Genomic DNA, 24,928 nt, shown 5'->3' with positions numbered 1-24,928 from the left:
AGCCGGGTCAGGAGACGCGACCGGTGTACTTCTCGCCCGGGGCCTCGCCGGGGTCGTCCGGGAAGGGCAGTGCCTCGGCGAAGGCCAGCTGCAGCGAGCGCAGCCCGTCGCGCAGCGAGCGGGCGTGCTCGTTGCCGATCTCCGGGGCCGCCGCGGTCACCAGGCCCGCCAGAGCATTGATCAGCTTCCGCGCCTCGGCGAGGTCCTGGTACTGCCCGGAGGCCTCGTCCTCCGCGAGTCCCACCTTCACCGCTGCGGCGCTCATCAGGTGCACGCAGGCGGAGGTGATGATCTCGACCGAGGAGACCTCGGCGATGTCCCGCAGCTCCTGGGGATCGGAGGCCTTCTCGGCGTGGTCGGGGTGGTCGGGGTGCTGATGATCGGTCACAGGGGATTCCTTCGGGGTCGGGTGCGGTGCGGGACGGCACCGCGCGGTGCGAGCGCCTCGAGGAGCGAGACGCCGGGTCGTCGGGGCGGGGTCAGCCGCCCAGCGGAAGGGTGCCGCTCTCGTCGATGTCGGCGAGGTCGACGTGCAGTCCGGTCGGCTCTGCGCCGATCGGGACGTCGAAGACGGCATGGAAGGTCTGGGAGCCAGCGGGCGGGATCACACCGAATGCCGTCGACCCGGCAGTGTGCTCGAGGGTGGCCTCGCGGTCCACCGGGTACGTGCCGTCGGCGGTCTCCAACGAGACGTTGTCCCCGATCCGAAGGGTACTCGAGCTCGGGTTCTCCACCTCGAAGGTGACGATGACGAACTCACCCTCGGGATCCTCCCAGGAGCTCGACCCGCCCACGGAGCGGACGCCGACCTCGGTGCTCACCTCGGTGAGCGCCACCTCACCGACCTCGGTGCTCCCGGGTCCGGACTGCTCCGCAGTGCTCGGCGATCCTGGCTCGCCCGCGGCCGAGGGGGCGGGGTCGGCGGGAGAGAACGAGCGCACGGCGAGCACACCGCCGCCCACCACGAGGATCAGCAGCAGGACGGCCGCGAGGGAGATCCCGGCGAGGAGCAGGCCGCGCGGGCGGCCCGAGGGCGCCGGCTGCTCGGGCGGGGGAGCCGGTCGCCGGTTGGGGCGCGCGGGGCGCGGCGGCGGGGTCGGGAACCCCTCCGGGATCGGGCGCAGCACGGCGCGGGGTGCGGTGGCGCCGCGAGGATCGGTGTCCGGGTGGGCCCCGGTCGAGGGATCGGCTCCGTCGGCGGCCTCGAGCGGGTCCCCGCCGTAGCTGTACCCGTGCTGGTCGTCCCCGTCGGATGGGTGACGGTCGGTCTCCACCAAAACTCCTCGTTGGTCGCAGCTGATGGCGCGACGCACATCACCTGGACGGTGGGCGCACTCCTGCTAGGATAGAAGACTGGAACAGGTCGAGACCCTCGCCATCCGTTCCTCAAGTGGAGTCCCTTCCCACCTCGTGGCGATCCGCCCGTGAGCTCTTCGGCTCGCGACCAACAGCCGCTGGGTCAGTATCGCAGCCGTGCCTGAACCGCGCGGCGAGCGGGCAGCAATGCCCGATCCGCGCCGCGGCGTGTGCACCTTGGGGCCTCCGCATGACATGCGGGGGCCTTCGTCGTCTTCCGACTCGAAACAAGGTGAGGAGCCAACATCAGCGAACAGCGCATCAACGGTCAGATCAGGGTCCCCAAGGTCCTCCTGGTCGGGCCCGCCGGCGAGCAGGTCGGCGAGGTCCGTGTCGAGGACGCCCTGCGTCTCGCCCAGGAAGCAGATCTCGACCTGGTCGAGGTCGCACCTGGTGCGAATCCGCCGGTCGCTCGTCTCATGGATTACGGCAAGTACAAGTACGAAGCCAACCTGAAGGCCCGTGAGTCGCGCAAGAACCAGGCGAACACGGTCCAGAAGGAAATCCGGATGGGCCTGAAGATCGACACCCACGACTACGACACCAAGCGTCGCAACGTCGAGAAGTTCCTCGACGGCGGCGACAAGGTCAAGGTCATCATCCGCTTCCGCGGGCGCGAGCAGGCTCGCCCCGAGCGTGGCGTGAAGCTGCTGCAGCGAATGGCCGAGGACGTCGCGGAGTTCGGTTTCGTCGAGTCGCATCCGCGACAGGACGGCCGCAACATGGTGATGGTCTTCGGCCCCCACAAGAAGAAGGCCCAGGCCATGGCCGAGGCCCGCAAGCGCAAGACCGATGCTGAGAAGGCTGCCGCCAGGGTCGAGAGCGCGAAGCCCTCCACCGAGACCGGAGCCGAGACCGGCTCCGAGTCCTGAGAAACGTCACAAGGAGAACAGGCAGATGCCGAAGAACAAGACCCACTCGGGCACCAAGAAGCGCATTCGCGTCACCGGCTCGGGCAAGCTCATGCGCGAGCAGGCGGGCGCCCGCCACCTGCTGGAGCACAAGTCCTCCACCCGCAAGCGCCGCCTGGGCAGCGACACCACTGTCGCCAAGGCCGACGTCAAGCGCATGAAGAAGCTGCTGGGCCGCTGACCGCCCACGCGGGAGCACGGCTCCCGCGCCCCTGAACTTACGATCGAAGGAGTATCACGTGGCACGCGTGAAGCGGGCGGTCAACGCCCATAAGAAGCGTCGGGAAATCCTCGAGCAGGCCAGCGGCTACCGCGGCCAGCGCTCGCGCCTGTACCGGAAGGCGAAGGAGCAGGTGCTGCACTCGCAGACCTACAACTTCCGCGACCGCAAGAAGCGCAAGGGCAACTTCCGCCAGCTCTGGATCCAGCGCATCAACGCTGCGGCCCGCGCCAACGGCATGACCTACAACCGTCTCATCCAGGGCCTCGGTCTCGCCGGTGTCGAGGTGGACCGTCGCATGCTCGCCGAGCTCGCCGTGAACGATGCTCCGGCATTCGCCGCCCTGGTCGAGGTCGCCAAGAACGCCCTCCCCGAGGACGTCAACGCCCCGGCAGCCTGACATCGCGGCTTCTCCTGCGATGAACGAGCGCCCGGATCAGTCTCCGCTCACCTCTCCCCGCTCCGAGCGGGTGCGGAAGGTGGCGGCGCTGGCCGGGCGCTCTGCGCGTCGCAAACAGGGCAGGTTCCGGATCGAGGGGCCGCAGTCCGTCCGCTCGCTGCTGGCGCATCGTCCCCAGCTGGCCCGCGAGGTCTTCCTCACCGCGCGCGCGGCCGATGACCATCCCGAGCTGGTCGACCTGGCCCGGACCGCCGGTGCGCCCGTCCGCACCGTCGAGGAGAAGATCCTGCGCGCCCTGGTCCGCGACATCGCGGCGAGCGGCGCGGCGGGGGAGGGGAACGGGGACGGCCAGGGCCCCGTCGACCCCTCCGGTGCCCTGGTGTCCCCGCAGGGGGTCGTCGCCGTCGGCGCCCTGCCCGCCGAGGACCCCGCGGCGGCCGGGACAGCCCTCGGCGAGCTGCCGTCGGGCGGGGCCGTCACCGTCGTGGTGCTGCACGAGGTCCGGGATCCCGGCAATGTCGGCACCCTGATCCGCACCGCGGACGCCGCCGGCGCCGACCTGGTGCTGCTGACGCGCACCAGTGCCGACCCGTATTCCCCGAAGGCCGTGCGCGCCGCCGCCGGCAGCCTGTTCCACCTGCCTGTGATCGCCGGTGCCGAGATCGAGGATCTGCTCGCACAGCTCGCCGCCACCTCCCTCACCGCGGCCGCGACCAGCGGGTACGCCACCTCCGAGCTCTTCACCGTCGAGCTGCCCGCGCGGATAGCCTGGATCCTCGGCAACGAGGCGCACGGACTGGACGCGGCCACCCTCGCCGCGGCCCCGCTGACCGTGCGGATCCCCCTGGCCGGGCTTGCCGAGTCGCTCAACGTCCACACCGCCGCGACCGTCTGCCTCTTCGAGACGCTCCGACGCCGACAGGCAGGGGCATGAACGCCGTCTCCCAGCGCGCCGGCGCCCTGACCCTTCCGCTCCTGCTGCTCCTCACCGTGGCCGCCGCCGTGGCCGGCATGGCGGCCACCGGAGCCCTCGTCCCCGCCGAGCTGGTCCCCGCCTCTCCGCTGGTCACCTGGGGAATGCCGGTGGTGCGCGCCCTTCACCACCTGGGCCTGCTGTGCGCTATCGGCGCCGGCGGCACCGCGGTGCTGCTGCTGCCGGGGCCCGGACGCCGCGAGGTGACCACCTTGGATCCGCTGCGCCGTCGGGCCGTGCGCCTCGGCGCCGCGGGTGCGCTGCTGTGGGCGGTCGCCTCCCTGGCCCTGGTGCCCCTGGGAGGGCTGGAAGCCACCGGCGCCGGCACCGACCTCGACGTCTGGGCCGTGGCGCTGGGCGGCGAGCTGGGTCGGATCCAGCTCGGCATCACCGTCCTCGCCGCGCTGTCCGCTCTCGCCTACACGCTCGCGCGCTCCACGGTGCTGGCCTGCTGGGGACTGGCCTTCGCCGGGCTCGGCGCCGCCTCGCTGGGACTCGCCGGTCATGCCGGCTCCAGCCTCGACCACATCAACGCCGTCAATGCCATGTCGGTGCACCTGGTGGCGGTCAGCGTCTGGGCCGGTGGGCTGCTGGTGCTCTTCCTGCTCAGCGCCCGGATGGACGAGACGCAGATGGCCACCGCGATCCGCCGGTTCTCCCCCTGGGCGCTGGCGGCCGTGACCGGCCTCGCGCTCAGCGGTGTGATCAGCGCGTGGATCCGGATGTCGCACTGGACGGAGCTGATCACCACCGGCTATGGCCGGGTGGTGCTGGTCAAGGCGCTGGGTCTGCTCATCCTCGCCGTGCTGGGCGCCCTGCAGCGGCACCGCCTGGGCGAGCGGGTCCGGTTCCGTCACCTCGCCATGAGCGAGGGCCTGATCATGGCCATGGTGATCGGGGCCTCGATCGCGCTGGGCCGCTCCGCCCCACCCGTCCCGCAGGAGATCCCCGCCGTGGGGGAGCTGCGGGTGCTGTCCCTGGTGGGCTACCTCCCGCCGGAGCAGGAGTTCTCGCCCGCTGCCCTGTTCACCGTGTTCCAGCCCGACTGGATCGCTCTGGTCCTGGCCGTGACCATGGCGGGCCTGTACCTCACCGGTGTGGTGCGGCTGACCCGTCGCGGAGACGTCTGGCCGTGGATCCGCACCGCCTGCTTCCTCGCCGGCTGCCTCGCCTTCGCGTGGGTGCTGAACGGCGGCGCCGCCGCCTGGGGCAAGTTCCGCTTCGACGCGCACATGATCCAGCACATGGCGATGATGATGATCGTGCCGCCGCTGTGGGTGCTGGGCGGCCCGGTCACGCTGCTGTCCCGTGCGGTCGCGCCCCGCACCGACGGTTCCCGCGGCGTCCGCGAATGGGTGCTGGCCGCCCTGCACTCCGGCTACTCCCGGCTGCTCTCCTCCCCGCCGGTGGCGGGGTTCCTCTTCGTTGGCTCGCTGATCCTGTTCTATTTCTCGCCCCTGTTCGAGATGGCGATGCGGCACCACCTCGGCCATGTCCTGATGACGGTGCACTTCCTCGCCTCCGGCTACCTGTTCGCCTGGGTGCTGATCGGCATCGACCCCTCCCAAAAGCCGATCAACCCGGTACTGAAGCTGATCACCCTGCTGGTCACGCTCGCCTTCCACGCCTTCTTCGGGGTGGCCATGGTCTCGGCGACCTGGCTGGTCGCGGAGGACTGGTATACCCAGCTGGGGATGTACTCGCTGGACCGGCTGGAGCTGATCCAGGTGCGCGGCGGCACCATCATGTGGGCGATCTCGGAGGTCCCGACCGTCGGCTACGCGATCATCGTCGCGGCGATGTGGATGCAGTCCGACGACCGCCGGGCGCGCCAGTACGACCGCAAGGCCGAACGGGACGGCGGCGCCGAGCTCGCGGCCTACAACGCCTACCTCGCGAGCCTGCGGGGCGACGGCGATCGGGGCGACAGCGGACGCGGCGACGGTGATCGGCCCGCGTCGACGACGTCGGACCCCTCCGCCTGATCAATAGGGCGGCGGATCCCCAGGTGGGTGGAGATCGCCGTCATGACCGACCCACCAGCCCTCCTCGCCGTCGGGGCCGGTGCACTCGTCGCCGGGCGAGAGGCCCTGCTCCGCCACCCGGTGCCGGCGGGATGCCGCCTCCGCGCGCATCAGCCGCCCACCCTCGTACTGCTCCCAGGCGGCGGTCATCTCCGCGACGACCTGATCGGTGGCGAGCTCCCTGCCGTCCTCCTGCATGCTCATGAGCAGTCCCGAGGCGTCCCACCAGGTGGTTCCTGCCTCGTCGTCGCGCACCGGGTCGAGGAGCCCGAGGGTCTTCAACCGGTGGTGCTCTCGGCACAGCTGATGCAGGTTCGACACCTCGGTCGACCCGCCCGCGGTGGGCCTCTCGTGGTCGAACTCCTCGATGTGGTCTGCCTCGGAGAGCAAGGAGGAGGGGCGTGCGCAGCCGGGCACCGCGCAGGTGGGGTGTCGCAGCAGCAGATGCGCGAGCTGCTCAGCGGTGGGTCGATAGCGGTCGGCGGGAACCGGGAGATAGCTCCCGGTCGTGGCGTCGGTGAGGATCCGGTACCAGGTGGCCTCGCCTCCGGCGAGCTCCCGCGCCATCTGGGCAGGGATCGGGGTCGTGCCGTCGAGCATCCCCGGGGCGTCGGATTCGCCCAGCAGCGTCAGCATCGGGACGGTGACGTTCATACGGAAGCGGGGCGCGGGCACCTCGATGCCCGCGGTCTCGAGCCGGGTGCTCATGAGGATGTCGTAGCAGGCCCGGGCCAGCGGTGGGATCGATCCGGTCGCCTCGACGAACCCTCCCGGATCGACCGGCAACGGTGTGCCCTGCAGGAAGGCCGAGCGCTGGGCGTCCTGGACGGCATGGGCGGAGCGGTCCAGCCGCCGGGCGAGATCGAGGATCTCGGGGAGCGGGCCGATGATGCGCAGGCACCCGGTGCCGTCCGGGCGGGGGGGGATCCATCACCACGCGCCGACGGTTCTCCGGCCGCGCGTCCTCGCGCACCCGACTGCGAGAGATCGCGGCGGTGAGCAGATGGCCGAGACGGCGGGAGAACGCCTCCGGCGGGACGGCGAGATCGATCCCGGACAGCTCGACGTCCAGCACCCGCAGCGCATCGTCCTCGAGCCCTCGAGTGCGCTCCAGGAGCTTCTCGAACCAGGCGACCGGAAACTCGCCGCGACCCAGACGGGTCAGGGAGAGGGGGAGCAGCGTGCCGATGCGGTGGGCCTCACGGATCATGCTCGCCGCCTGATTCCGAGTGCAACGCATCGCGAGGGAGAGGTGCAGCTGCTCCATCGCGACGGCATCGCGGGACAGCTCCCCGGGAGCCAGCGGATCATGCGTCGTCTCGAGGATCGCACGGTACCGCTCGGCGAGACGGCGGGAGTCCTGCGCGCCGGAGTCCCAGAGCTCGGTCAGCAGCTGGGCCGTGCGAGGGGAGCGCTCAGCGCTCACACGGCGCACGTTCTCACGGGTCGCCGCGCGGCGCCGCCGCCGCCGCGCCGCAGCGAGGGACAAGGCCGCCGCCGACTCGCGGCTCGGAGGCGCGAGCAGCAGCGGTGCCGGATCCTCGTCGAGCTCGCCCATCGCCTCTCACCCCCTCGTGGTCAGCGCTGCGTTCGTCGCGCTGGTGCGTCGAATATGCGTCCTATTCTACAAGGGGAGTCCGACGCGCGACCGGTCTGTGGATAACCTCGAATACGTGCTGAACTGCGGTTCCGTGAACCGTCGTGACGTTCGATTGTGTTCGTGCGGGTGCGGGCGCAGCATGGGACCGGCATGCGGGATGATCACGGCACGCCGAACGGCGGCAGCCATCGGAGATGACCGCCGCCGTCCATGGCGCGGAACGCGCCGGAGCCGCTCACGGGGCGAGGTGACCGGGACTCAGAGCCAGTCGCCCTGCGCGGCCCGCTTCTCGGCACCGATGGTGGTGTCCGGTCCGTGACCGGTGTGGACCACCGTGTCGTCCGGCAGCGCGAACAGTCGTTCGCGCACGGACTCCTCGATCGTCTCCCGGGACGAGAAGGAGCGCCCGGTCGCGCCCGGACCGCCCTGGAACAGGGTGTCGCCGGAGAACACCGCGCCCAGCTCCTCGGAGTAGTAGCAGGTGGAGCCGGGGGAGTGACCCGGGGTGTGCATCGCCTCGAGGTTCACCCCCGCGATCGTGAACATGTCCCCGTCGGCGACGTGATCATCCCAGGGCAGATCACCGTGGGTGAGCTGCCAGATCTCCCGGTCGGCGGGATTCAGCAGGATCGGTGCCTCGAGCGCCTCGGACAGCTCGGGCGCCATCCGCACATGGTCGTCGTGGGCGTGGGTGAGCAGGATCGCCACGCATTCCCGATCACCGACCAGGTCCTCGACGGTCTCCACGTCATGCGGGGCGTCGAAGACGACGCACTGCTCGTCGTCGCCGAGCACCCACACGTTGTTGTCGACCTGATGGGTCTCCCCGTCCAGGCTGAAGGTGCCGGAGGTGACGGCGTGTGCGAGTCGGGCGCTCCGCGGCCCGCTCACCTCGACCACGGTGCGCAGGGTGTCCCCGTCGTGCAGCGCGTCCAGCGCGGCGTCCGTACCGGCGAGGTCGGTGCGGCCGGTGACGAAGCGATCCAGCGGCAGCCGGCCCTGCAGGAACAGGTCGATCAGGTACGGGAAGTCCCGTTCGGGCAGGCAGTCGCCGTACCAGGAGGACTTCAGCGCCCCGCCGCGGCCGAACACGTCCAGCAGCGGCAGCGTCAGCTCCACGCCCGGGCGCGGCACGCCCACCAGCACCACCCGGCCGGCGAGGTCCCGGGCGTAGAACGCGGTCTCGTAGGTCTGGGGGATGCCCACGGCGTCGACGACCACGTCCGCGCCGAAGCCGCCGGTGAGCTCCTGCACCTGCTCGGCCACCTGCTGGGGGGAGAGGCCCTCGGTGTGCAGGGTGTGAGTGGCGCCCAGCTCGGTCGCGGCGGCGAGCTTCTTCTCGTCCACGTCCAGGCCGATGATGGTGGTGGCCCCGGCGAGCTTCGCGCCGGCGATCGCCGCGCAGCCCACGCCGCCCAGCCCGATCACCGCGAGGGACTCGCCGCGCTGGACCTGGCCGGTGTTGATCGCGGCGCCGATGCCCGCCATCACGCCGCAGCCCAGCAGGCCGGCGACCTCGGCGGGGGCGTCCTCGGAGACCTTCGTGCACTGGCCCTCATGGACCAGGGTCTTCTCCGCGAAGGAGCCGATGCCGAGCGCCGCGGTCAGCTCCGTGCCGTCGGCGAGGGTCATGGGCCTCGAGGCGTTGTGGGTGTTGAAGCAGTACTGCTGCACGCCCTTCTTGCAGGCCCGGCACTCGCCGCAGACGGCGCGCCAGTTCAGCACCACGTAGTCGCCGACCGCCACATGGGTGACGGACCCGCCGATCGTGGAGACGCGACCGGCGGACTCATGGCCCAGCAGGAAGGGGAACTCATCATTGATGCCGCCGTCGCGGTAGGCGAGGTCGGTGTGGCAGACGCCGGTCGCCTCGATGTCGACGACGACGTCATGCGGGCCGGGGTCGGGGATCACGATGTCGAGCAGCTCTGCGGGCTGCTTCTCAGCACGGGCGACGACGCCCTTCACGGTCCAGGTCACAGTGGCCTCCTTCGAGGTCGGGGGTTCCCTGCCAGCCTAGCCGTGAGCGGGGCATCGAGGGCTGTGGACGGTATCCGTCTCGCCGTGCGGACCGCCCGCGCACGCGAGCACCGTCGTGGCTCCTAGAATGGTCCGCGGTGCCCGCACCGCAGTTCCCGCACCGCGGCACTGCACCCTCCTGCCCCCTGGACGAAAGCGATACCCGTGTCCGAGTCATCCTCGACTCCCGCCGCCCCGGTCATCGACGAGGCGACCATCGGCGACGCCGTCGATGCCGCCCTCGCCGCGATCGCCGCGGCCGCCACCACCGCCGAGCTCAAGCAGGTCCGGATCGCGCACGTGGGCGATCACAGTGTGCTCTCGAGCGCGAACCGCGCCATCAAGGACCTGCCCAAGGACCAGAAGGCCGCCGCCGGCAAGCTCGTGGGCCAGGGCAAGGGCCGGGTGCAGAAGCAGCTCGCCGCTCGCCAGCAGGAGCTCGCCGCCGCCGAGGAGGAAGCCGCGCTCGCCGCCGAGACCGTCGACGTCACCCTCCCCACCGCTCTGCGCCCTCGCGGCGCCTCGCACCCGCTGACGGTGCTGCAGGACCGGATCAACGACTTCTTCGTCGGCATCGGCTGGGAGATCGAGGAGGGCCCGGAGATCGAATCCTCCTGGCTGAACTTCGACGCCCTGAACGCCGATCCCGAGCACCCCTCCCGCTCCCTGCAGGACACCCTGTACGTGGCGCCCGAGGGTTCCGGGATGCTGCTGCGCACCCAGACCTCCCCGGTGCAGATCCGCGCGATGCTCGAGCGCGGCGCCCCGCTGTACGTCGCCTGCCCGGGCACCGTCTACCGGGCCGACGAGATCGACGCGACCCACTCGCCGATGTTCCACCAGGTCGAGGGCCTCGCGATCGACAAGGATCTGACCATGGCGAACCTGGTGGGCACCCTCGACGCCTTCGCGGCGCACATCTTCGGCGGCACGCCGATCACGCGCCTGCGCCCCAACCACTTCCCCTTCACCGAGCCCAGCGCCGAGATGGACTTCCGCTGCTTCCGCTGCGAGGCGCGCCTCGGACTGGACCATGATGCGGACCCGAGCTGCCGGGTGTGCGGCGGCACCGGCTGGATCGAGATGGGCGGCTGCGGCATGGTCCACCCGAACGTGCTGCGCGCGGCCGGGGTCGACCCCGAGGAGTACCAGGGCTTCGCCTTCGGCCTCGGCATCGAGCGCATCCTCATGCTCCGCAACGCAGTGGCGGACATGCGCGACATCGTGGAGGGCGACGTCCGCTTCTCCCAGCACTACGGTACGGAGATCTGAGATGCCCCGCATTCCCCTGACCTGGCTCGCCGAGCACACCGGCCTGCCCGCTGACGTCTCCGCCCTGCAGGTCGCCACCGACCTCTCCCGCATCGGCCTCGAGGAAGAAGCGATCTTCGGCGCCCAGGTGACCGGACCGCTCGTCGTGGGCCGCGTGCTCGAGCTCGTCAAAGAGCCGCAGAAGAACGGCAAGACCATCAACTGGGTGCGCGTGGACGTCGGCCCCGAGCACAACGAGGACGCCGACGATCCGGAGGATCCCCGGCCCGGCACCGAGCGCCCCAGCCGCGGCATCGTCTGCGGCGCGCACAACTTCGTCGCCGGCGATCTCGTCGTGGTCTCCCTGCCCGGGACCGTGCTGCCCGGCGACTTCGCGATCGCGGCGAGGAAGACCTACGGCCACACCTCCGACGGCATGATCTGCTCCGGCGACGAATTGGGCCTCGGCCCCGATCCCGACGACGAGGACGGCATCATCGTGCTGGGCCGTGGCCACGCCGCGGGCCTGACCGGCGAGCCCGGCGACGATGCGATCGCACTGCTGGGCCTCGCCGACGAGGTCGTCGAGATCAACGTGACCCCGGACCGCGGATACTGCTTCTCGATGCGCGGCGTGGCCCGTGAGTACTCCCACGCCACCGGCGCCGCCTTTGCCGACCCGGCCACCTCCGTGCGGATCCCGCAGGTCCCGGCGGGCGGGACCGCTGTGCGGCTGCGCGATCAGGCCCCGCTCCAGGGCGCCGAGGGCTGCTCCCGCTTCGTGGCCCTCGAGGTCCACGGCGTGGACCCCGCGGCGCGGACCCCGCGCTGGATGGCCCGCCGTCTGACCCTGGCCGGCATGCGCCCGATCTCGCTGATCGTGGACGTCACCAACTACGTCATGCTCGACCTCGGTCAACCGCTGCACGCCTACGACGCGGACCAGGTGGTGGCCCCGATCGTGGTGCGCCGCGCCGAGCCCGGTGAGACGCTCACGACCCTCGATGACGTCACCCGCACGCTGGATCCCGAGGACCTGCTGATCACCGACAGCGAGGGCGGTGAGGGCGCCCGCATCCTCGGCATCGCGGGCGTGATGGGCGGGGAGTCCACCGAGGTCTCCGCGGGGACCGCGAACATCGTGCTCGAGGCGGCGACCTTCGACCCGATCTCGGTGGCGCGCTCCGCGCGTCGTCACCGCCTGCCCTCGGAGGCCTCCAAGCGCTTCGAGCGCGGCGTGGACCCGCAGCTGCCGCTGGTGGCCGCCCACCGTGCCGCCCAGCTGATCGTGGAGTTCGGCGGCGGTCGGATCGCCGCGTCGATCACCGACCAGGGCGGCGCGCCGGCCCCGGCCGCCCCGATCGAGCTCCCGCTCGGCGACGCCGAGCGCGTGGTCGGCATCGCCTACACGCCCCCGCAGGTGCGCGGCAGCCTCGAGATGATCGGCTGCCAGGTCGAGGACGAGGCCACAGGCATCCTCGCCGTCACCCCGCCGTCCTGGCGCCCGGACCTCACCATCCGCGAGGACCTGATCGAGGAGATCGCCCGGCTGGTCGGCTACGAGACGATCCCCTCCATCCTGCCCACGGCGCCCGGAGGCCGCGGCCTCACCCGGGCCCAGCGGGCGCGTCGCGACGCGAACCGGGCGCTGGCCGAGGCCGGCCTGGTCGAGGTCACCTCGTACCCCTTCGTGGGCGAGGGCACCTTCGACGCCCTGCGCTACGAGGCCACGGACGCCCGCCGCGACGCCGTGCGCCTGCTGAACCCGCTGTCCGACGACGAGCCGCTGATGCGCAGCTCCCTGCTGCAGACCCTCCTGCCCATCGCCCGGAGGAACCTCGGCCGCGGCGAGGAGTCGGTGGCGATCTTCCAGCTCGGCACCACCTCGCTCTCCCGCGGCGAGGGCTCCCGGGCCCCGGTGCCCGCCGCGGCGCACCGCCCCACGGACGCCGAGCTCGACGAGATCCTCGCCGCGCTGCCGCTCCAGACCCGCAGTCTCGCCGCCGTGATCGGCGGGGCCTCGGGCCCGGCCTCCTGGCAGGGCGAGGTCGCGCCCTGGGGCTGGGCCGATGCCTTCGACCTGGCCCGTCGTGCGGCCGCGGCCGTCGGCGCGCAGCTCGAGGTGCGCCAGTGCGAGCACGCGCCCTTCCACCCCGGACGTGCCGGTGAGCTGAGGGTGCTCGCGGACGATGGGACCAGCACCGTCATCGGGCACGCCGGTGAACTGCACCCCGCCGTGGTCGCGGAGTTCAGCGTGCCTGCGCGCACCAGCGCGCTCGAGCTCGACCTCGAGGCGCTGATCGCCGCGGCCCCGGCCGTGGTCGCTGCGAGCCCGGTCCCCACCTACCCGGTGGCCAAGGAGGACTTCGCCTTCGTGGTCGACCAGGGCGTCCCGGCCGCGGCCGTCGAGGCCGCGATCGTGGTGGGCATCGGCGACCTCGCCGAGAACGTCCACCTCTTCGACGTCTTCACCGGCGAGCAGATCGGCGCGGGGAAGAAGTCGCTCGCCTTCGCGGTGCGCCTGCGCTCGGTCGAGGGCACCCTCACCGCCGAGCAGATCGGGGCGGCGCGCCAGCGCTGCATCGCCGCGGTCGAGACGGCCGTCGGCGGAGTGCTGCGCGCCTGAGCACCCCGTCCGCGCCGGCGGTCTGCGTGATCATCGCCACGCCGTCCTCGGGTCGATCGGGGCTGCTGCCGTTCATCCAGCTGCTGGCCACTCCGGGCGGCTGGGGGCACGCCACCCCCAGGGTGGCTGATCATGCAGTTGAATGTATATACTTCCGGCATGGCTCTCAGTTCCGGCGAAACATCCCCCAGCCAGACCCCCGCGACCCCGGCGGGCGGTGCAGACCCGCGCCGCCCCCGCATCGCCGTGGTCGGCGCCTCCGGCTACGCCGGGGGAGAGACGCTGCGCCTGCTCGCCGGGCATCCGGGCGTCGAGGTCGCGACCGTCGCCGCGCATTCGAGCGCCGGCAAGCACCTCTCCGAGGTCGCCCCGCACATCGACCTCGGCCACGACCCGGTGCTGACCGAGACCAGCGCGGACACCCTGCGCGGTCACGACGTGGTCGTGCTCGCCCTGCCCCACGGCCAGTCCGGGCAGATCGCCGCCGCGCTGCGCGCCGAGGACCCGGAGGTGCTGGTGCTGGACCTCGGGGCCGACCACCGCCTGGAGAGCGCCCAGCAGTGGAGCGACTACTACGGCAGCGAGCACTCCGGCACCTGGACCTACGGCATGCCCGAGCTGCCACTGGCCGACGGCACCCGCCAGCGGGACCAGCTGGTCGGCGCCCGCGAGATCGCGGTGCCCGGCTGCAACGCCACCGCCGTCTCCCTGGCCCTCGCGCCCCTGCTGCGGGCCGGGCTCCTCGACGCCGAGCGGCTGAGCGCCGTGCTCCCCGTCGGCTACTCCGGCGCCGGTCGCGCCGCCAAGCAGCACCTGCTGTTCAGCGAGGCCTCCGGGTCCGCCTCCCCGTACGCCGTGGGCGGCAGCCACCGTCACGTCCCCGAGGTGCTGCAGAACCTGCGCCGCGCCACGGGGAGGGACGGTCAGCGGCTCGCCTTCACCCCCGTGCTGGTGCCGATGAGCCGTGGGATCCTCGCCGTGTGCACGGCGCCGGTCGCCGAGGGCACCACCACCGCCGACCTGCTTGCCGCGCTGCAGGCCGACTTTGCCGAGGAGCACTTCGTGACCGTGCTGCCCGAGGGCGTCTTCCCCTCCACCGGTGAGGTCGCCGGCGCCAACACGCTCCGCATCGGGGCCACCGTGGACCGCCGCAGCGGTCAGGCCACAGTGATCTCGGCCCTGGACAACCTGGTCAAGGGCACCGCCGGCGCGGCGATCCAGTCCCTGAACCTGGCGCTCGGCCTGCCCGAGGCCACGGGGCTCACCCGCACCGCCCTGGCCCCCTGAGACCCCCGGCAGAACCGCTCTGACAGGGTCTGCCGGGCCCTTCCGTCCGCATCCCGCGACCACACCTCTTCCAGGAGCATCCGTGTCGATCACCCGCCCCCGCGGCTTCCGCGCCGTCGGCCTGCCCGCCGGTATCAAGTCCGCCGGCACGGCGGACCTCGCCCTCATCGTCAACGACGGTCCCCGTGACACCGCCGCCGCGGTCTTCACCGCCAATCGCGTCCAGGCAGCGCCCGTGCTGTGGTCCCGCGAGGCGGTCGCCGACGGCCGTGCCCGCACAGTGGTGCTGAACTCCGGCGGCGCCAACGCCTGCACCGGCCCCGAGGGCTTCGCCGACACCCACCGCACCGCCGAGCACCTCGCCGCGCAGCTCGAGATCTCCGCCCAGGACGTGTTGGTCTGCTCGACCGGGCTGATCGGGGAGCGGCTGCCGATGGAGCCGCTGCTGGCCGGCATCACCGCCGCGACCGGGCAGCTGGGCGCGGGGGAGAAGGCCGACGAGTCCGCTGCACGGGCGATCATGACCACCGACACCGTCCCCAAGACCGCCGAGGCCACCACTGGATCCGGCGTCGTGGTGGGCGGGATCGCGAAGGGCGCGGGCATGCTCGCCCCCCAGCTCGCGACCATGCTGGTGGTGCTCACCACCGATGCGGACGTGGACGCCGCCACCGCCGACGCCGCGCTGCGGGCGGCCACCGCCACCACCTTCGACCGGGTCGACTCCGATGCCTGCATGTCCACCAACGACACCGTGATCCTGCTGGCCTCCGGGGCGAGCGGCATCACCGTCTCCCTCGAGGAGCTCACCGAGGCCGTGCGTGCCGTCAGCGCAGACCTGGCCCGGCAGCTGGTCGCCGACGCCGAGGGTGCCAGCCACGACGTCCACGTGATCGTGCGAGCAGCGAGCACCGAGCAGGCCGCGCTCGCCGTGGCCCGCGAGATCGCCCGCTCGAACCTGGTCAAGGCCGCGATCTTCGGCAACGACCCCAACTGGGGACGCATCGTCTCCGCCGCCGGCTGCGTGCCCGAGGCCGTCGCCCCCTTCGCGGTCCAGGACCTCTCCGTCACCGTCAACGGTGTCGAGGTGTGCCGCGGCGGGGGAGCCCACCGCGACCGCTCCGAGGTGGACATGACTCCGCGGGAGACCCTCATCGAGGTGGACCTCGGCGCGGGCACCGCCTCCGGGGACATCTGGACCAATGACCTCACCCATGACTACGTCGAAGAGAACAGCGCCTACTCCTCATGAGCACCGCCCCGACCCCTCCCGACCCCGCCGCCTCCGCAGGCGGTGCCGCGATCGGCGATCCGGCGACGGCAGACGCCCCGCTGGTGGGCAAGAACCCCCTCGCGCAGCTCGACGCCGCCCGCACCGAGGCGCGCGAGAAGTCCGAGGTGCTCATCGAGGCGATGCCCTGGATGCAGCGCTTCCGCGGCAGGATCGTGGTGGTCAAGTACGGCGGCAACGCCATGGTCGACGACGACCTGCGGCGCGGCTTCGCCGCCGACGTCGTCTTCATGCGCCTGGCCGGCATCCACGTGGTCGTCGTCCACGGCGGCGGGCCGCAGATCAACACCATGCTCGAGCGCGTCGGCAAGGAGTCGACGTTCCGGGGCGGTCTGCGCGTCACCGACGCCGAGACCATGGAGATCGCCCGCATGGTGCTGGTGGGGCAGGTGGGTCGCCGGCTCGTCGGGCTCATCAACCACCACGGACCCTTCGCGATCGGGATGTCCGGGGAGGACGGCCGACTGTTCACCGCCACCCGCCGCGGCACCGTGGTCGATGGCGAGGACGTCGACCTCGGCCACGTCGGCGCCGTCCAGGACGTCAACATCGCCGGCATCAGCGACCTGCTCGAGGCGGGCCGGATCCCGGTGATCTCCTCGATCGCGCCCGAGGTCGACGCCACCGGCCACCCCACCGGTGAGGTGCTGAACATCAACGCGGATCTCGCCGCCGCCGCGCTGGCCGAAGGGCTCGACGCGGAGAAGCTGGTGATGCTCACCGACGTCGAGGGCCTGTACCGCGAATGGCCCGACCGCGGCTCGCTGATCCCCGAGATCTCCGCGACCGAGCTGCGGGCGATGCTGCCCGCGCTGACCGCCGGGATGATCCCGAAGGCCGAGGCGCTGCTGGGCGCGGTCGACGCCGGAGTGCGCACCGCCGCGATGATCGACGGCCGCATCGAGCACGCCGTGCTGCTGGAGGTGTTCACGACCAAGGGCGTGGGCACCATGGTGAGGAGGGACGACTATGTCTGAGCAGACCATCCCGTCAGAGGGGACGAGCGGCGATTACGCCGGACGCTACGGCCGAGCGCTGCTGCCGGTCTTCGGCACCCCGCAGAAGGTCCTCGCCCGCGGCGAGGGCGTGCACGTGTGGGACACCGAGGGGACCCGGTACCTCGACCTGCTCGCCGGGATCGCGGTCAACGCCCTGGGCCACGCCCACCCGGCGCTGCTCTCGGCGGTCACCAAGCAGATGGGGACCCTCGGCCACGTCTCGAACTTCTTCGCCTCCGCCCCGCAGATCGAGCTCGCCGAGAAGCTGCTCGAGCTCGCCGAGGCCCCGGCCGGCTCCGGGGTGTTCTTCGCGAACTCGGGCTCCGAGGCCAACGAGGCCGCCTTCAAGATCGCCCGCCGCACCGGCCGGCCCCGCATCCTCGCGCTGACGAGCTCCTTCCACGGCCGCACCATGGGCGCCCTCGCGCTCACCGCGAAGGAGGCCTACCGCACCCCCTTCGAGCCGCTGCCCGGCGGGGTCGAGTTCCTCGAGCCCGGTGACGAGCAGGCGCTCGCCGACGCCCTCGCCCCGGGCGACGTCGCGGCCGTGTTCGCCGAGCCCATCCAGGGGGAGGCCGGGGTGCGCCCGCTGAGCGCCGAGTACCTCCGCGCCCTGCGCCGCCTCACCCGCGAGCACGGCACCCTGCTGATCCTCGACGAGGTGCAGACGGGCGTGGGCCGCACCGGCCGCTGGTTCGCCCACCAGGCGATCGAGGGCCTCCAACCGGATGTGATGACGCTGGCCAAGGGTCTCGGCGGCGGCTTCCCGATCGGAGCCGTGATCAGCTACGGCCCCCAGGTGCACGATCTGCTCCAGCCCGGCCAGCACGGCACCACCTTCGGGGGCAACCCGCTGGCCTCCGCCGCCGGACTGGCCGTGCTCGGCACGATCCTGGAGGACGAGCTGCTCGGTCACGTCCGCTCCGTCGGCGCGCAGCTGACCCGCGAGGTCCTCGCCCTGGAGCACCCGCTGATCGAGGGGGTGCGCGGAGCCGGCCTGCTGCTCGGCATCGCCCTGCGTGCGCCGATCGCGAAGCAGCTCGCCGCCGCCGCGCTCGCGGCGGGCTTCATCGTCAACGCCCCCGATGAGTCCACCCTGCGCCTGGCTCCGCCGCTGATCATCACCGACCAGCAGCTCGCGACATTCACCGCCGCCCTGCCCGGCCTGCTCGATGGCGTCAGCGAGTCGGGCGCCACCACCACCGCCTCGACCCCGAAGGGAGAGCGCTGAGATGCCCCGCCACTTCCTGCGCGACGACGACCTGAGCCCGGCCGAGCAGAAGGAGGTCCTCGCCCTCGCCCTCGAGCTCGCCGAGGACCGGTTCGCGAAGCGACCCCTCGAGGGGCCCCGCACCGTCGCGATCATCTTCGACAAGTCCTCCACCCGCACCCGGATCTCCTTCACGACCGGTGTCGCCGAGCTCGGCGGCAGCCCGCTGGTGGTGGAGGCCGGATCCAGCCAGCTGGGTCGTGGCGAGTCGATCACCGACACCACGCAGGTGCTCACCCGGATGGTCTCCGCGATCGTGTGGCGCACCTTCGGTCAGCAGCGCATCGAGGAGATGGCCGCGGTCGCCACCGTCCCGGTGATCAACGCCCTGACCGACGAGTTCCACCCCTGCCAGATCCTCGCGGACCTGCAGACCATCGCCCAGCACACCGGGGGACTGGCAGAGGGCGACGCCGCCCTGGCCGGACGCTCCCTGGCCTACCTCGGCGACGGCGCGAACAACATGGCCCACTCCTACCTCCTCGGCGGGGCGACCGCCGGTATGGACGTGCGGATCGCGGCCCCCGCCAGCCATCTGCCGGATCCCGAGGTCCGGGCGCGCGCAGAGGAGATCGCCGCCTTCACCGGCGGCTCGATCACCGTCACCACGGATCCCCGCGAGGCGGTCACCGGTGCCTCCGCCGTGCTCACCGACACCTGGGTGTCCATGGGGCAGGAGGGCGAGGACGGTCGCGGCGAGGCGACCTTCGCCCCGTTCCAGGTCACCGAGGAGCTGATGGAGCTCTCCGGCGGCCTGTTCCTGCACTGCCTGCCCGCCTACCGCGGCAAGGAGGTCACGGCCGCGGTGATCGATGGTCCCACCTCCGTGGTCTGGGACGAGGCGGAGAACCGACTGCACGCCCAGAAGGCCCTGCTGACCTGGCTGCTCGATCACCCCGACGAGCAGACGGCCGCGCACGCCCGGCCGACCCCGGAGCAGCGATGAGCGAATCCCGTCGCGGCGCCCTCGCCCAGACCAAGACCTCCCGCCAGCAGCGGATCGTGCAGCTGCTCACCCATCAGGAGGTGTCCTCGCAGTCCCAGCTCGCGCAGCTGCTGACCGCCGAGGGCATCGAGGTCACCCAGGCCACCCTCTCCCGGGACCTGGTCGAGCTGCAGGCGGAGAAGGTCCGCGGCTCGGCCGGGAGCCTGGTCTACCGGCTCCCGCCGGAGGGGGGCAGCCCGCGGCCCACCGGCCCGGCGCCCGAGAGCGAGCTGCTCGAGGCGCGGCTGCCGCGCCTGGCGGAAGGCCTCCTCGTCTCCGCGGAGGCCAGCGGCAACCTGGTGGTGGTGCGCACCCCACCCGGAGGCGCGCAGTATCTCGCCTCGGCGCTGGACCGGTCCGTCATGCCCGACGTCCTCGGTACGATCGCCGGGGACGACACCGTGCTGCTGGTCTCCCGGGATCCCGCCGGAGGCGACCGGCTCGCCGAGCGCCTGCTCGACCTCGCGGACGGTCGACGCGAGGCTTCCGAGCCGGACGCCTCACCCCTGTGAACCTCGGGCGCACTTAGCCCCTCGACACCCCCGACCGACCCCGCACCACCCACGACCTCACCCCGTACGACTGCCTCACCCACGACTAGGAGCAACTCCCGTGACTGAAAAGATCGTCCTCGCCTACTCCGGCGGCCTCGACACCTCCGTCGCCATCGGCTGGATCCACGACGCCACCGGGGCCGACGTCATCGCCTGCGCGGTGGACGTCGGCCAGGGCGGCGAGGACCTGGAGGTCATCCGCCAGCGGGCCCTGGACTGCGGCGCCGTCGAGGCCTACGTCGCCGACGCCCGCGACGAGTTCGCCGACGAGTACTGCATGCCCGCACTGCAGGCGAACTCGCTGTACATGGACGCCTACCCGAACGTCTCCGCGATCTCCCGCCCGGTGATCACCAAGCACCTGGTGAAGGCCGCCAAGAAGTTCGGCGCCACCACGGTCGCCCACGGCTGCACCGGCAAGGGCAACGACCAGGTCCGCTTCGAGGTCTCGATCACCTCGCTGGCCCCCGAGCTCAGGTGCATCGCCCCGGTGCGCGACCTGGCCCTGACCCGTGACAAGGCCATCGAGTACGCCGAGCGCAAGGGCCTGCCGATCGAGACCACCAAGCACAACCCCTTCTCGATCGACCAGAACGTCTGGGGCCGCGCCATCGAGACCGGCTTCCTCGAGGACATCTGGAACGAGCCCACCAAGGACGTCTTCAGCTACACCGACGACCCCGCCTTCCCCCCGGTCGCAGACGAGGTCGTCATCTCCTTCGAGCGCGGCATCCCGGTCGCCATCGACGGCCGCAGGGTCTCCGCCCTGGAGGCGATCCAGGAGCTCAACCGCCGCGCCGGCGCCCAGGGCATCGGCCGCATCGACATCGTCGAGGACCGGCTGGTGGGCATCAAGTCCCGCGAGGTCTACGAGGCCCCCGGCGCGATGACGCTGATCACCGCGCACCAGGAGCTCGAGCGCGTCACCCTCGAGCGCGAGCAGGCCCGCTTCAAGCGGACCGTCAGCGACCGCTGGACCGACCTGGTCTACGACGGCCAGTGGTTCTCCCCCTTGAAGAAGTCCCTGGACGCCTTCATTGCCGACACCCAGCGCTACGTCAGCGGCGACATCCGCATGACGCTGCACGGCGGCCGGGCCACCGTCACCGGTCGCCGCACCGAGACCGGCCTGTACGACTTCCACCTCGCCACCTACGACGAGGGCGACACCTTCGACCAGGGCAGCGCCCGCGGCTTCATCGACATCTACGGCCTGGCCGCCAAGCAGGCCGCAGCCCGCGATGTCGCCTTCGGCAACGGCGAGGACCTCGATGCCGATGAGGGGCAGGCATGAGCCAGGACGGTCCCGCGCCGACCGGATCGTCGGCCCCTGCGAACACTGCGGGGGCGGCGGCCGGCTCGGGCCCGGCAAACGACGCCGATCCGTCGGCCGCGCAGGAGAACGCCTCCCTGTGGGGCGGACGCTTCGGCTCCGGCCCGGCGGCGGCCCTGGCCGCACTGTCGGTGTCCACGCACTTCGACTGGCGCCTGGCGCAGTACGACCTGCGAGGCTCCAAGGCGCACGCGAACGTGCTGCACGCCGCCGGGCTGCTGAGCGATGACGAGCTCACCGGCATGCAGGACGCGCTGGACCGGCTCGCGGTCGACGTCGCCTCCGGCGAGTTCGCCGCCGCGCCCGAGGACGAGGACGTGCACACGGCCCTCGAGCGCGGCCTCATCGAACGGGCAGGCCCGGAGCTCGGCGGCAAGCTGCGCGCCGGCCGGTCGCGCAACGACCAGATCGCCACCCTGATCCGGCTGTTCCTCCGCGACCAGGCCCGCGCCATCGGCGACCAGGTGCTCGATCTGGTCGATGTGCTGGTGGGACGGGCCCGAGAGGTGCACGGCGCCCCGATGCCCGGCCGCACCCATCTCCAGCACGCCCAGCCGCTGCTGCTCAGCCACCATCTGCTGGCCCATGCCTGGCCGCTGCTGCGGGACGTGGAGCGGCTGCGGGACCTGGATGTGCGGGCGGACAGCTCCCCGTACGGCTCCGGCGCGCTGGCCGGCTCCAGCCTGGGCCTGGATCCCCAGGCGGTCGCGGCGGAGCTGGGCTTCTCGGACTCGGTGTGGAACTCGATCGACGGGACCGCCTCCCGCGACCTCACCGCCGAGTTCTCCTTCGTCCTGGCGATGATCGGGATCGATCTGTCGCGTCTGGCCGAGGAGGTCATCCTGTGGAACACCAAGGAGTTCTCGTTCATCACCCTGGATGACGCCTACTCCACCGGCTCCTCGATCATGCCGCAGAAGAAGAACCCGGACATCGCCGAGCTCGCCCGTGGCAAGGCCGGGCGGGTGGTCGGTGACCTGGTGGGCCTGCTGACCACGCTGAAGGCGCTGCCGCTGGCGTACAACCGCGATCTGCAGGAGGACAAGGAACCGGTCTTCGACCAGGTCGACTCGCTCGATCTGGTGCTGCCGGCCTTCACCGGGATGATGGCGACGCTGGTGTTCCACATCGAGCGCATGGCCGAGCTCGCCCCGCAGGGCTTCTCGCTCGCCACGGACATCGCGGATCACCTGGTGCGACGCGGGGTGCCCTTCCGCTCGGCGCACGAGATCTCCGGGGCCTGCGTCAAGGTCGCCGAGGAGCAGGGCAAGGAGCTCTGGGACCTCACCGACGAGGAGCTGACCTCGGTCTCCGAGCACCTCGACGGGTCCGTCCGCCCCGTGCTCTCGGTGGACGGCTCGATCGCCTCGCGGGATGCCAAGGGCGGCACCGCACCGGTGCGTGTCGCGGAGCAGGAGGACGCCGCGGACGCGGCGGCAGCTGCTCTGCGTCGCTTCACCCGCGACCGCTGACCCGCTCCCGGCCCTGCCCGCCGCAACCGGCCGGTGCCGTTCGGGACGCCTGGCGCCTGCCTCCGCGCCACCGGCAACCTGGCGCCTGCCTCCGCGCCACCGGCAACCTGGCGCCTGCCTCCGCGCCACCAGGAACCTGGCGCCTGCCTCCGCGCCACCAGGAATCTGCCTCCAGTGAGGGAGGAACGGCTATATGACGTTCGCACCTCACCGAGGTCAGGAATCTGGTGGCCGAGGCAGGGCAGGGCAGGAGCCTCGCCCCGCAGCCGGGAGATGGGATACTGACCGTCGGGTCCCGCACACGGGTGCCCGAGCCCCCACCGAGAGGAACCGAACGATGCATTCCGTCCTGGACGAGCTCGCCTGGCGAGGACTCGTCGTGCAGACCACCGGGCGCGAGGCGCTCGGCAGCGCACTGGCGGACGGCCCGGTCAGCCTGTATTGCGGTTTCGACCCGACGGCGGCCTCACTCCACGTCGGCCACCTGACACAGGTGCTCACCATGCGCCGCCTCCAGCTGGCCGGCCACCATCCCTTTGCTCTGGTGGGCGGGGCGACCGGTCTGATCGGCGATCCTCGGATGTCCGGCGAGCGGGTGCTCAACGACTCCGAGATCGTCGGGCAATGGGTGGACAGCCTGCGCGGCCAGATCTCGAGGTTCCTCGACCTCGAGGGCGAGTTCGCCGTGACGATGGTGAACAACCTCGACTGGATCGGGCAGATGAGTGCTCTGGACTTCCTGCGTGACATGGGCAAGCACTTCCGCATGGGCACCATGCTCGCCAAGGACACCGTGGCGCGGCGCCTGCAGAGCGATGAGGGGATCAGCTACACCGAGTTCAGCTACCAGGTGCTCCAGGGCATCGACTACCTCGAGCTGCACCGCCGGCACGGGGTCTCCCTCCAGTACGGCGGGAACGACCAATGGGGGAACCTCCTCGCAGGAGTCGACCTCATCCACAAGGTCGAGGGCCATGATGCCCATGCTCTGACCACGCCCCTGGTCACCAAGGCGGACGGTTCGAAGTTCGGCAAGAGCGAGGGCGGCGCAGTCTGGCTGGATGCCGAGCTCACCAGCCCGTACGCCTTCCACCAGTTCTGGCTCAATGCGGCTGATGCGGACGTGGTGAACTACCTGAAGTACTTCACGTTCCGCACTCGCGAAGAGATCGCGGAGCTGGAGCACGCCACCGCGGAGTCCTCGCAGCAGCGCGCGGCGCAGAAGCTGCTGGCCGACGACCTCACCACGATGGTCCACGGTGAGCAGGCGACGTCCCAGGCGAAGGCCGCGGCTGCGGTCCTCTTCGGCCGCGGAGACGTGCGCGAGCTCGACGGACCGACGCTGCAGGCCATCGCACGCGAGCTGCCCGGAGCCACGATCTCGCCCACTACCCCGCTGGTGGAGGCGTTCCTCGAAGCGGGGATCGCGGCCTCCAAGGGCGCGGCGCGTCGGGATGCCGACGGCGGGGGGCTCTCCGTCAATGGCGAGAAGATCAGTTCCGAGGATCTGCAGAACGAAGTCGGTGACCTGACAGCTCTGCCGGGCGGGCACCTGCTGCTGCGCCGCGGTCGCAAGAACGCGGCGATGATCCGCCTCGCCGGCTGAGCGGCAGTTCGCAGGCTGGCCGCCGCGCACACGAGCCCCGGAAGACGTCCATCTGACGTCCTCCGGGGCTCGGCCCGTTCTCGAGGAGCATTCCGTGTGGACCACGCACCGATGACGCGATCGGACCGGGGGATGCCGACCGAGCAGGGGGACCGACGGCGCTACGCGAGCGCCCCTGAAACTGTCAAGTCGACGATAAGGGTCGGTGACCCCCCTCTCAGACGCGGGTCACACCGTTGCCCAGGAGCGCCTTCCGTGAACCCCAAAAGCAGTTCTGACCTGCATGGATGGAGCAATGGAGCGGCGCGGAACAGGCGAATCGGCCGGTTTGACGGACCCCTGGGCGACCCGTAATGTTCTTTCTTGTCAGCAGCGAGAACGCAGACACGGCGGGCCGGAAGCCTCCTCACGGAGAGCGGATGGGACGCCGCGGAGCGGGACGGCTGCGGGCCGCTGGATCGGGAGACCGGGCCGGCGAGAGTGACCTGGTCACCGGGAGGATCGCACGCCGATCCGAACGAGATCGAGGACACACCCCGCGGAGTTGGACTGGGCCGCGAAACACTGCTAGAGTAGTGATTCGCGCCGGGTCGACGAAGCAGAATTCGTCGGAGGAATCCTTCCCCCGGCATCCCGAGCCTCTGACTCGAACCGCAGCAGCGGAACGAAGAGGATGTGCGCGTGTTGCTTGATATCTCAATAGCGTGTCTGTTTATTGATGCCATTTGTTTGAATGGCAAGTATACGGATGA

At 71.4% G+C, this 24,928-nt stretch carries 20 protein-coding genes and 1 pseudogene; 16 read left to right on the top strand and 5 right to left on the bottom strand.

Going from position 1 to position 24,928, the window contains the following annotated elements; all coding sequences use genetic code 11:
* Positions 1 to 7: 7 nt before the first annotated feature.
* Both ACHUEU_RS06955 and ACHUEU_RS06950 read right to left on the bottom strand, forming a co-directional pair.
* Positions 8 to 388 carry a DUF1844 domain-containing protein gene (locus ACHUEU_RS06955; RefSeq protein ID WP_394215183.1) on the bottom strand — a complete coding sequence of 127 codons (381 nt, stop codon included), beginning with the start codon at positions 386 to 388 and terminating at the stop codon, positions 8 to 10.
* A gap of 91 nt (positions 389 to 479) precedes the next feature.
* Positions 480 to 1,274 carry a DUF4352 domain-containing protein gene (locus tag ACHUEU_RS06950; RefSeq protein ID WP_394215182.1) on the bottom strand — a complete coding sequence of 265 codons (795 nt, stop codon included), beginning with the start codon at positions 1,272 to 1,274 and terminating at the stop codon, positions 480 to 482.
* A gap of 327 nt (positions 1,275 to 1,601) precedes the next feature.
* On the opposite strand from ACHUEU_RS06950, the gene infC reads away from it, so the two are divergent.
* From infC to ACHUEU_RS06925, 5 genes are read left to right on the top strand one after another with little or no spacing between them, the layout of a single operon-like run.
* Positions 1,602 to 2,228, top strand: a complete 627-nt coding sequence (gene infC / locus ACHUEU_RS06945; protein WP_096802601.1) for a translation initiation factor IF-3 — start codon at positions 1,602 to 1,604, stop codon at positions 2,226 to 2,228.
* A 25-nt stretch (positions 2,229 to 2,253) separates the two neighbouring features.
* Positions 2,254 to 2,448, top strand: a complete 195-nt coding sequence (rpmI, locus tag ACHUEU_RS06940) for a 50S ribosomal protein L35 (protein WP_394215180.1) — start codon at positions 2,254 to 2,256, stop codon at positions 2,446 to 2,448.
* 58 nt (positions 2,449 to 2,506) lie between these two features.
* Positions 2,507 to 2,887: a 50S ribosomal protein L20 gene (gene rplT, locus ACHUEU_RS06935; protein ID WP_096802603.1), complete on the top strand. Its 381-nt coding sequence runs from the start codon at positions 2,507 to 2,509 to the stop codon at positions 2,885 to 2,887.
* 19 nt (positions 2,888 to 2,906) lie between these two features.
* On the top strand, positions 2,907 to 3,821 hold the full coding sequence (locus tag ACHUEU_RS06930; protein WP_394215179.1) for a TrmH family RNA methyltransferase: 915 nt from the start codon (positions 2,907 to 2,909) through the stop codon (positions 3,819 to 3,821).
* Positions 3,818 to 5,845 (top strand): bifunctional copper resistance protein CopD/cytochrome c oxidase assembly protein, encoded by a 2,028-nt coding sequence (locus ACHUEU_RS06925; protein ID WP_394215178.1) that lies wholly within the window; start codon positions 3,818 to 3,820, stop codon positions 5,843 to 5,845. The genes ACHUEU_RS06930 and ACHUEU_RS06925 overlap by 4 nt, the downstream gene beginning before the upstream one ends.
* Here ACHUEU_RS06925 and ACHUEU_RS06920 read toward each other — a convergent pair whose 3' ends face one another.
* From ACHUEU_RS06920 to ACHUEU_RS06910, 3 genes and pseudogenes are all read right to left on the bottom strand, one after another.
* Positions 5,846 to 6,592 (bottom strand): HNH endonuclease signature motif containing protein, encoded by a 747-nt coding sequence (locus ACHUEU_RS06920; RefSeq protein WP_394215176.1) that lies wholly within the window; start codon positions 6,590 to 6,592, stop codon positions 5,846 to 5,848. It lies immediately after the preceding gene.
* Between the two features lie 1,150 nt (positions 6,593 to 7,742).
* On the bottom strand, positions 7,743 to 8,279 hold the full coding sequence (locus ACHUEU_RS06915; RefSeq protein ID WP_394215351.1) for an MBL fold metallo-hydrolase: 537 nt from the start codon (positions 8,277 to 8,279) through the stop codon (positions 7,743 to 7,745).
* 93 nt (positions 8,280 to 8,372) lie between these two features.
* Positions 8,373 to 9,464, bottom strand: a pseudogene (locus ACHUEU_RS06910) (S-(hydroxymethyl)mycothiol dehydrogenase); the annotation flags it as partial.
* 204 nt (positions 9,465 to 9,668) lie between these two features.
* On the opposite strand from ACHUEU_RS06910, the gene pheS reads away from it, so the two are divergent.
* The 11 genes from pheS (at position 9,669) to tyrS (ending at position 24,176) form a co-directional block, all read left to right on the top strand.
* Positions 9,669 to 10,775, top strand: a complete 1,107-nt coding sequence (gene pheS, locus ACHUEU_RS06905) for a phenylalanine--tRNA ligase subunit alpha (protein WP_394215175.1) — start codon at positions 9,669 to 9,671, stop codon at positions 10,773 to 10,775.
* A gap of 1 nt (position 10,776) precedes the next feature.
* On the top strand, positions 10,777 to 13,380 hold the full coding sequence (pheT, locus tag ACHUEU_RS06900; protein ID WP_394215174.1) for a phenylalanine--tRNA ligase subunit beta: 2,604 nt from the start codon (positions 10,777 to 10,779) through the stop codon (positions 13,378 to 13,380).
* Positions 13,381 to 13,539: 159 nt separating this feature from the next.
* Positions 13,540 to 14,667 carry an N-acetyl-gamma-glutamyl-phosphate reductase gene (gene argC / locus ACHUEU_RS06895; RefSeq protein ID WP_394215173.1) on the top strand — a complete coding sequence of 376 codons (1,128 nt, stop codon included), beginning with the start codon at positions 13,540 to 13,542 and terminating at the stop codon, positions 14,665 to 14,667.
* Positions 14,668 to 14,749: 82 nt separating this feature from the next.
* Complete coding sequence (gene argJ, locus ACHUEU_RS06890; protein ID WP_394215172.1) at positions 14,750 to 15,919, top strand: bifunctional glutamate N-acetyltransferase/amino-acid acetyltransferase ArgJ; 1,170 nt, start codon at positions 14,750 to 14,752, stop codon at positions 15,917 to 15,919.
* Entirely contained in the window at positions 15,916 to 16,935 is a 1,020-nt protein-coding gene (gene argB, locus ACHUEU_RS06885; protein ID WP_394215171.1) for an acetylglutamate kinase, read from the top strand. Before argJ ends, argB begins: the two co-directional genes overlap by 4 nt.
* Positions 16,928 to 18,187 carry an acetylornithine transaminase gene (locus ACHUEU_RS06880; protein ID WP_394215170.1) on the top strand — a complete coding sequence of 420 codons (1,260 nt, stop codon included), beginning with the start codon at positions 16,928 to 16,930 and terminating at the stop codon, positions 18,185 to 18,187. Before argB ends, ACHUEU_RS06880 begins: the two co-directional genes overlap by 8 nt.
* A 1-nt stretch (position 18,188) precedes the next feature.
* Positions 18,189 to 19,172, top strand: a complete 984-nt coding sequence (gene argF, locus ACHUEU_RS06875) for an ornithine carbamoyltransferase (protein ID WP_394215169.1) — start codon at positions 18,189 to 18,191, stop codon at positions 19,170 to 19,172.
* Entirely contained in the window at positions 19,169 to 19,723 is a 555-nt protein-coding gene (locus tag ACHUEU_RS06870) for an arginine repressor (protein WP_394215168.1), read from the top strand. The genes argF and ACHUEU_RS06870 overlap by 4 nt, the downstream gene beginning before the upstream one ends.
* 100 nt (positions 19,724 to 19,823) lie before the next feature.
* Positions 19,824 to 21,059 (top strand): argininosuccinate synthase, encoded by a 1,236-nt coding sequence (locus ACHUEU_RS06865; protein WP_394215167.1) that lies wholly within the window; start codon positions 19,824 to 19,826, stop codon positions 21,057 to 21,059.
* A complete protein-coding gene (gene argH, locus ACHUEU_RS06860) occupies positions 21,056 to 22,570 on the top strand; it encodes an argininosuccinate lyase (RefSeq protein WP_394215166.1) in 1,515 nt (504 codons plus the stop codon). Before ACHUEU_RS06865 ends, argH begins: the two co-directional genes overlap by 4 nt.
* Positions 22,571 to 22,907: 337 nt before the next feature.
* On the top strand, positions 22,908 to 24,176 hold the full coding sequence (tyrS, locus tag ACHUEU_RS06855) for a tyrosine--tRNA ligase (protein WP_394215165.1): 1,269 nt from the start codon (positions 22,908 to 22,910) through the stop codon (positions 24,174 to 24,176).
* Positions 24,177 to 24,928 lie beyond the last annotated feature (752 nt).

This window comes from Brachybacterium vulturis (genome assembly GCF_043641765.1).
In the GTDB taxonomy this organism is placed as follows: domain Bacteria; phylum Actinomycetota; class Actinomycetes; order Actinomycetales; family Dermabacteraceae; genus Brachybacterium; species Brachybacterium vulturis_A.
Note: the sequence above shows the minus strand (reverse complement) of the source record. Positions and strands in the feature narration are given on the sequence as shown.

Coding starts and splice junctions, on each gene's coding strand:
- pheT (WP_394215174.1), top strand. CDS start 10,777: ATGCCCCGCATTCCCCTGACCTGGCTCGCCGAGCACACCGGCCTGCCC.
- argB (WP_394215171.1), top strand. CDS start 15,916: ATGAGCACCGCCCCGACCCCTCCCGACCCCGCCGCCTCCGCAGGCGGT.
- argH (WP_394215166.1), top strand. CDS start 21,056: ATGAGCCAGGACGGTCCCGCGCCGACCGGATCGTCGGCCCCTGCGAAC.
- ACHUEU_RS06870 (WP_394215168.1), top strand. CDS start 19,169: ATGAGCGAATCCCGTCGCGGCGCCCTCGCCCAGACCAAGACCTCCCGC.
- ACHUEU_RS06920 (WP_394215176.1), bottom strand. CDS start 6,592: ATGAGCACCCGGCTCGAGACCGCGGGCATCGAGGTGCCCGCGCCCCGC.
- ACHUEU_RS06880 (WP_394215170.1), top strand. CDS start 16,928: ATGTCTGAGCAGACCATCCCGTCAGAGGGGACGAGCGGCGATTACGCC.
- tyrS (WP_394215165.1), top strand. CDS start 22,908: ATGCATTCCGTCCTGGACGAGCTCGCCTGGCGAGGACTCGTCGTGCAG.
- argC (WP_394215173.1), top strand. CDS start 13,540: ATGGCTCTCAGTTCCGGCGAAACATCCCCCAGCCAGACCCCCGCGACC.
- rpmI (WP_394215180.1), top strand. CDS start 2,254: ATGCCGAAGAACAAGACCCACTCGGGCACCAAGAAGCGCATTCGCGTC.
- argF (WP_394215169.1), top strand. CDS start 18,189: ATGCCCCGCCACTTCCTGCGCGACGACGACCTGAGCCCGGCCGAGCAG.
- ACHUEU_RS06925 (WP_394215178.1), top strand. CDS start 3,818: ATGAACGCCGTCTCCCAGCGCGCCGGCGCCCTGACCCTTCCGCTCCTG.
- ACHUEU_RS06930 (WP_394215179.1), top strand. CDS start 2,907: ATGAACGAGCGCCCGGATCAGTCTCCGCTCACCTCTCCCCGCTCCGAG.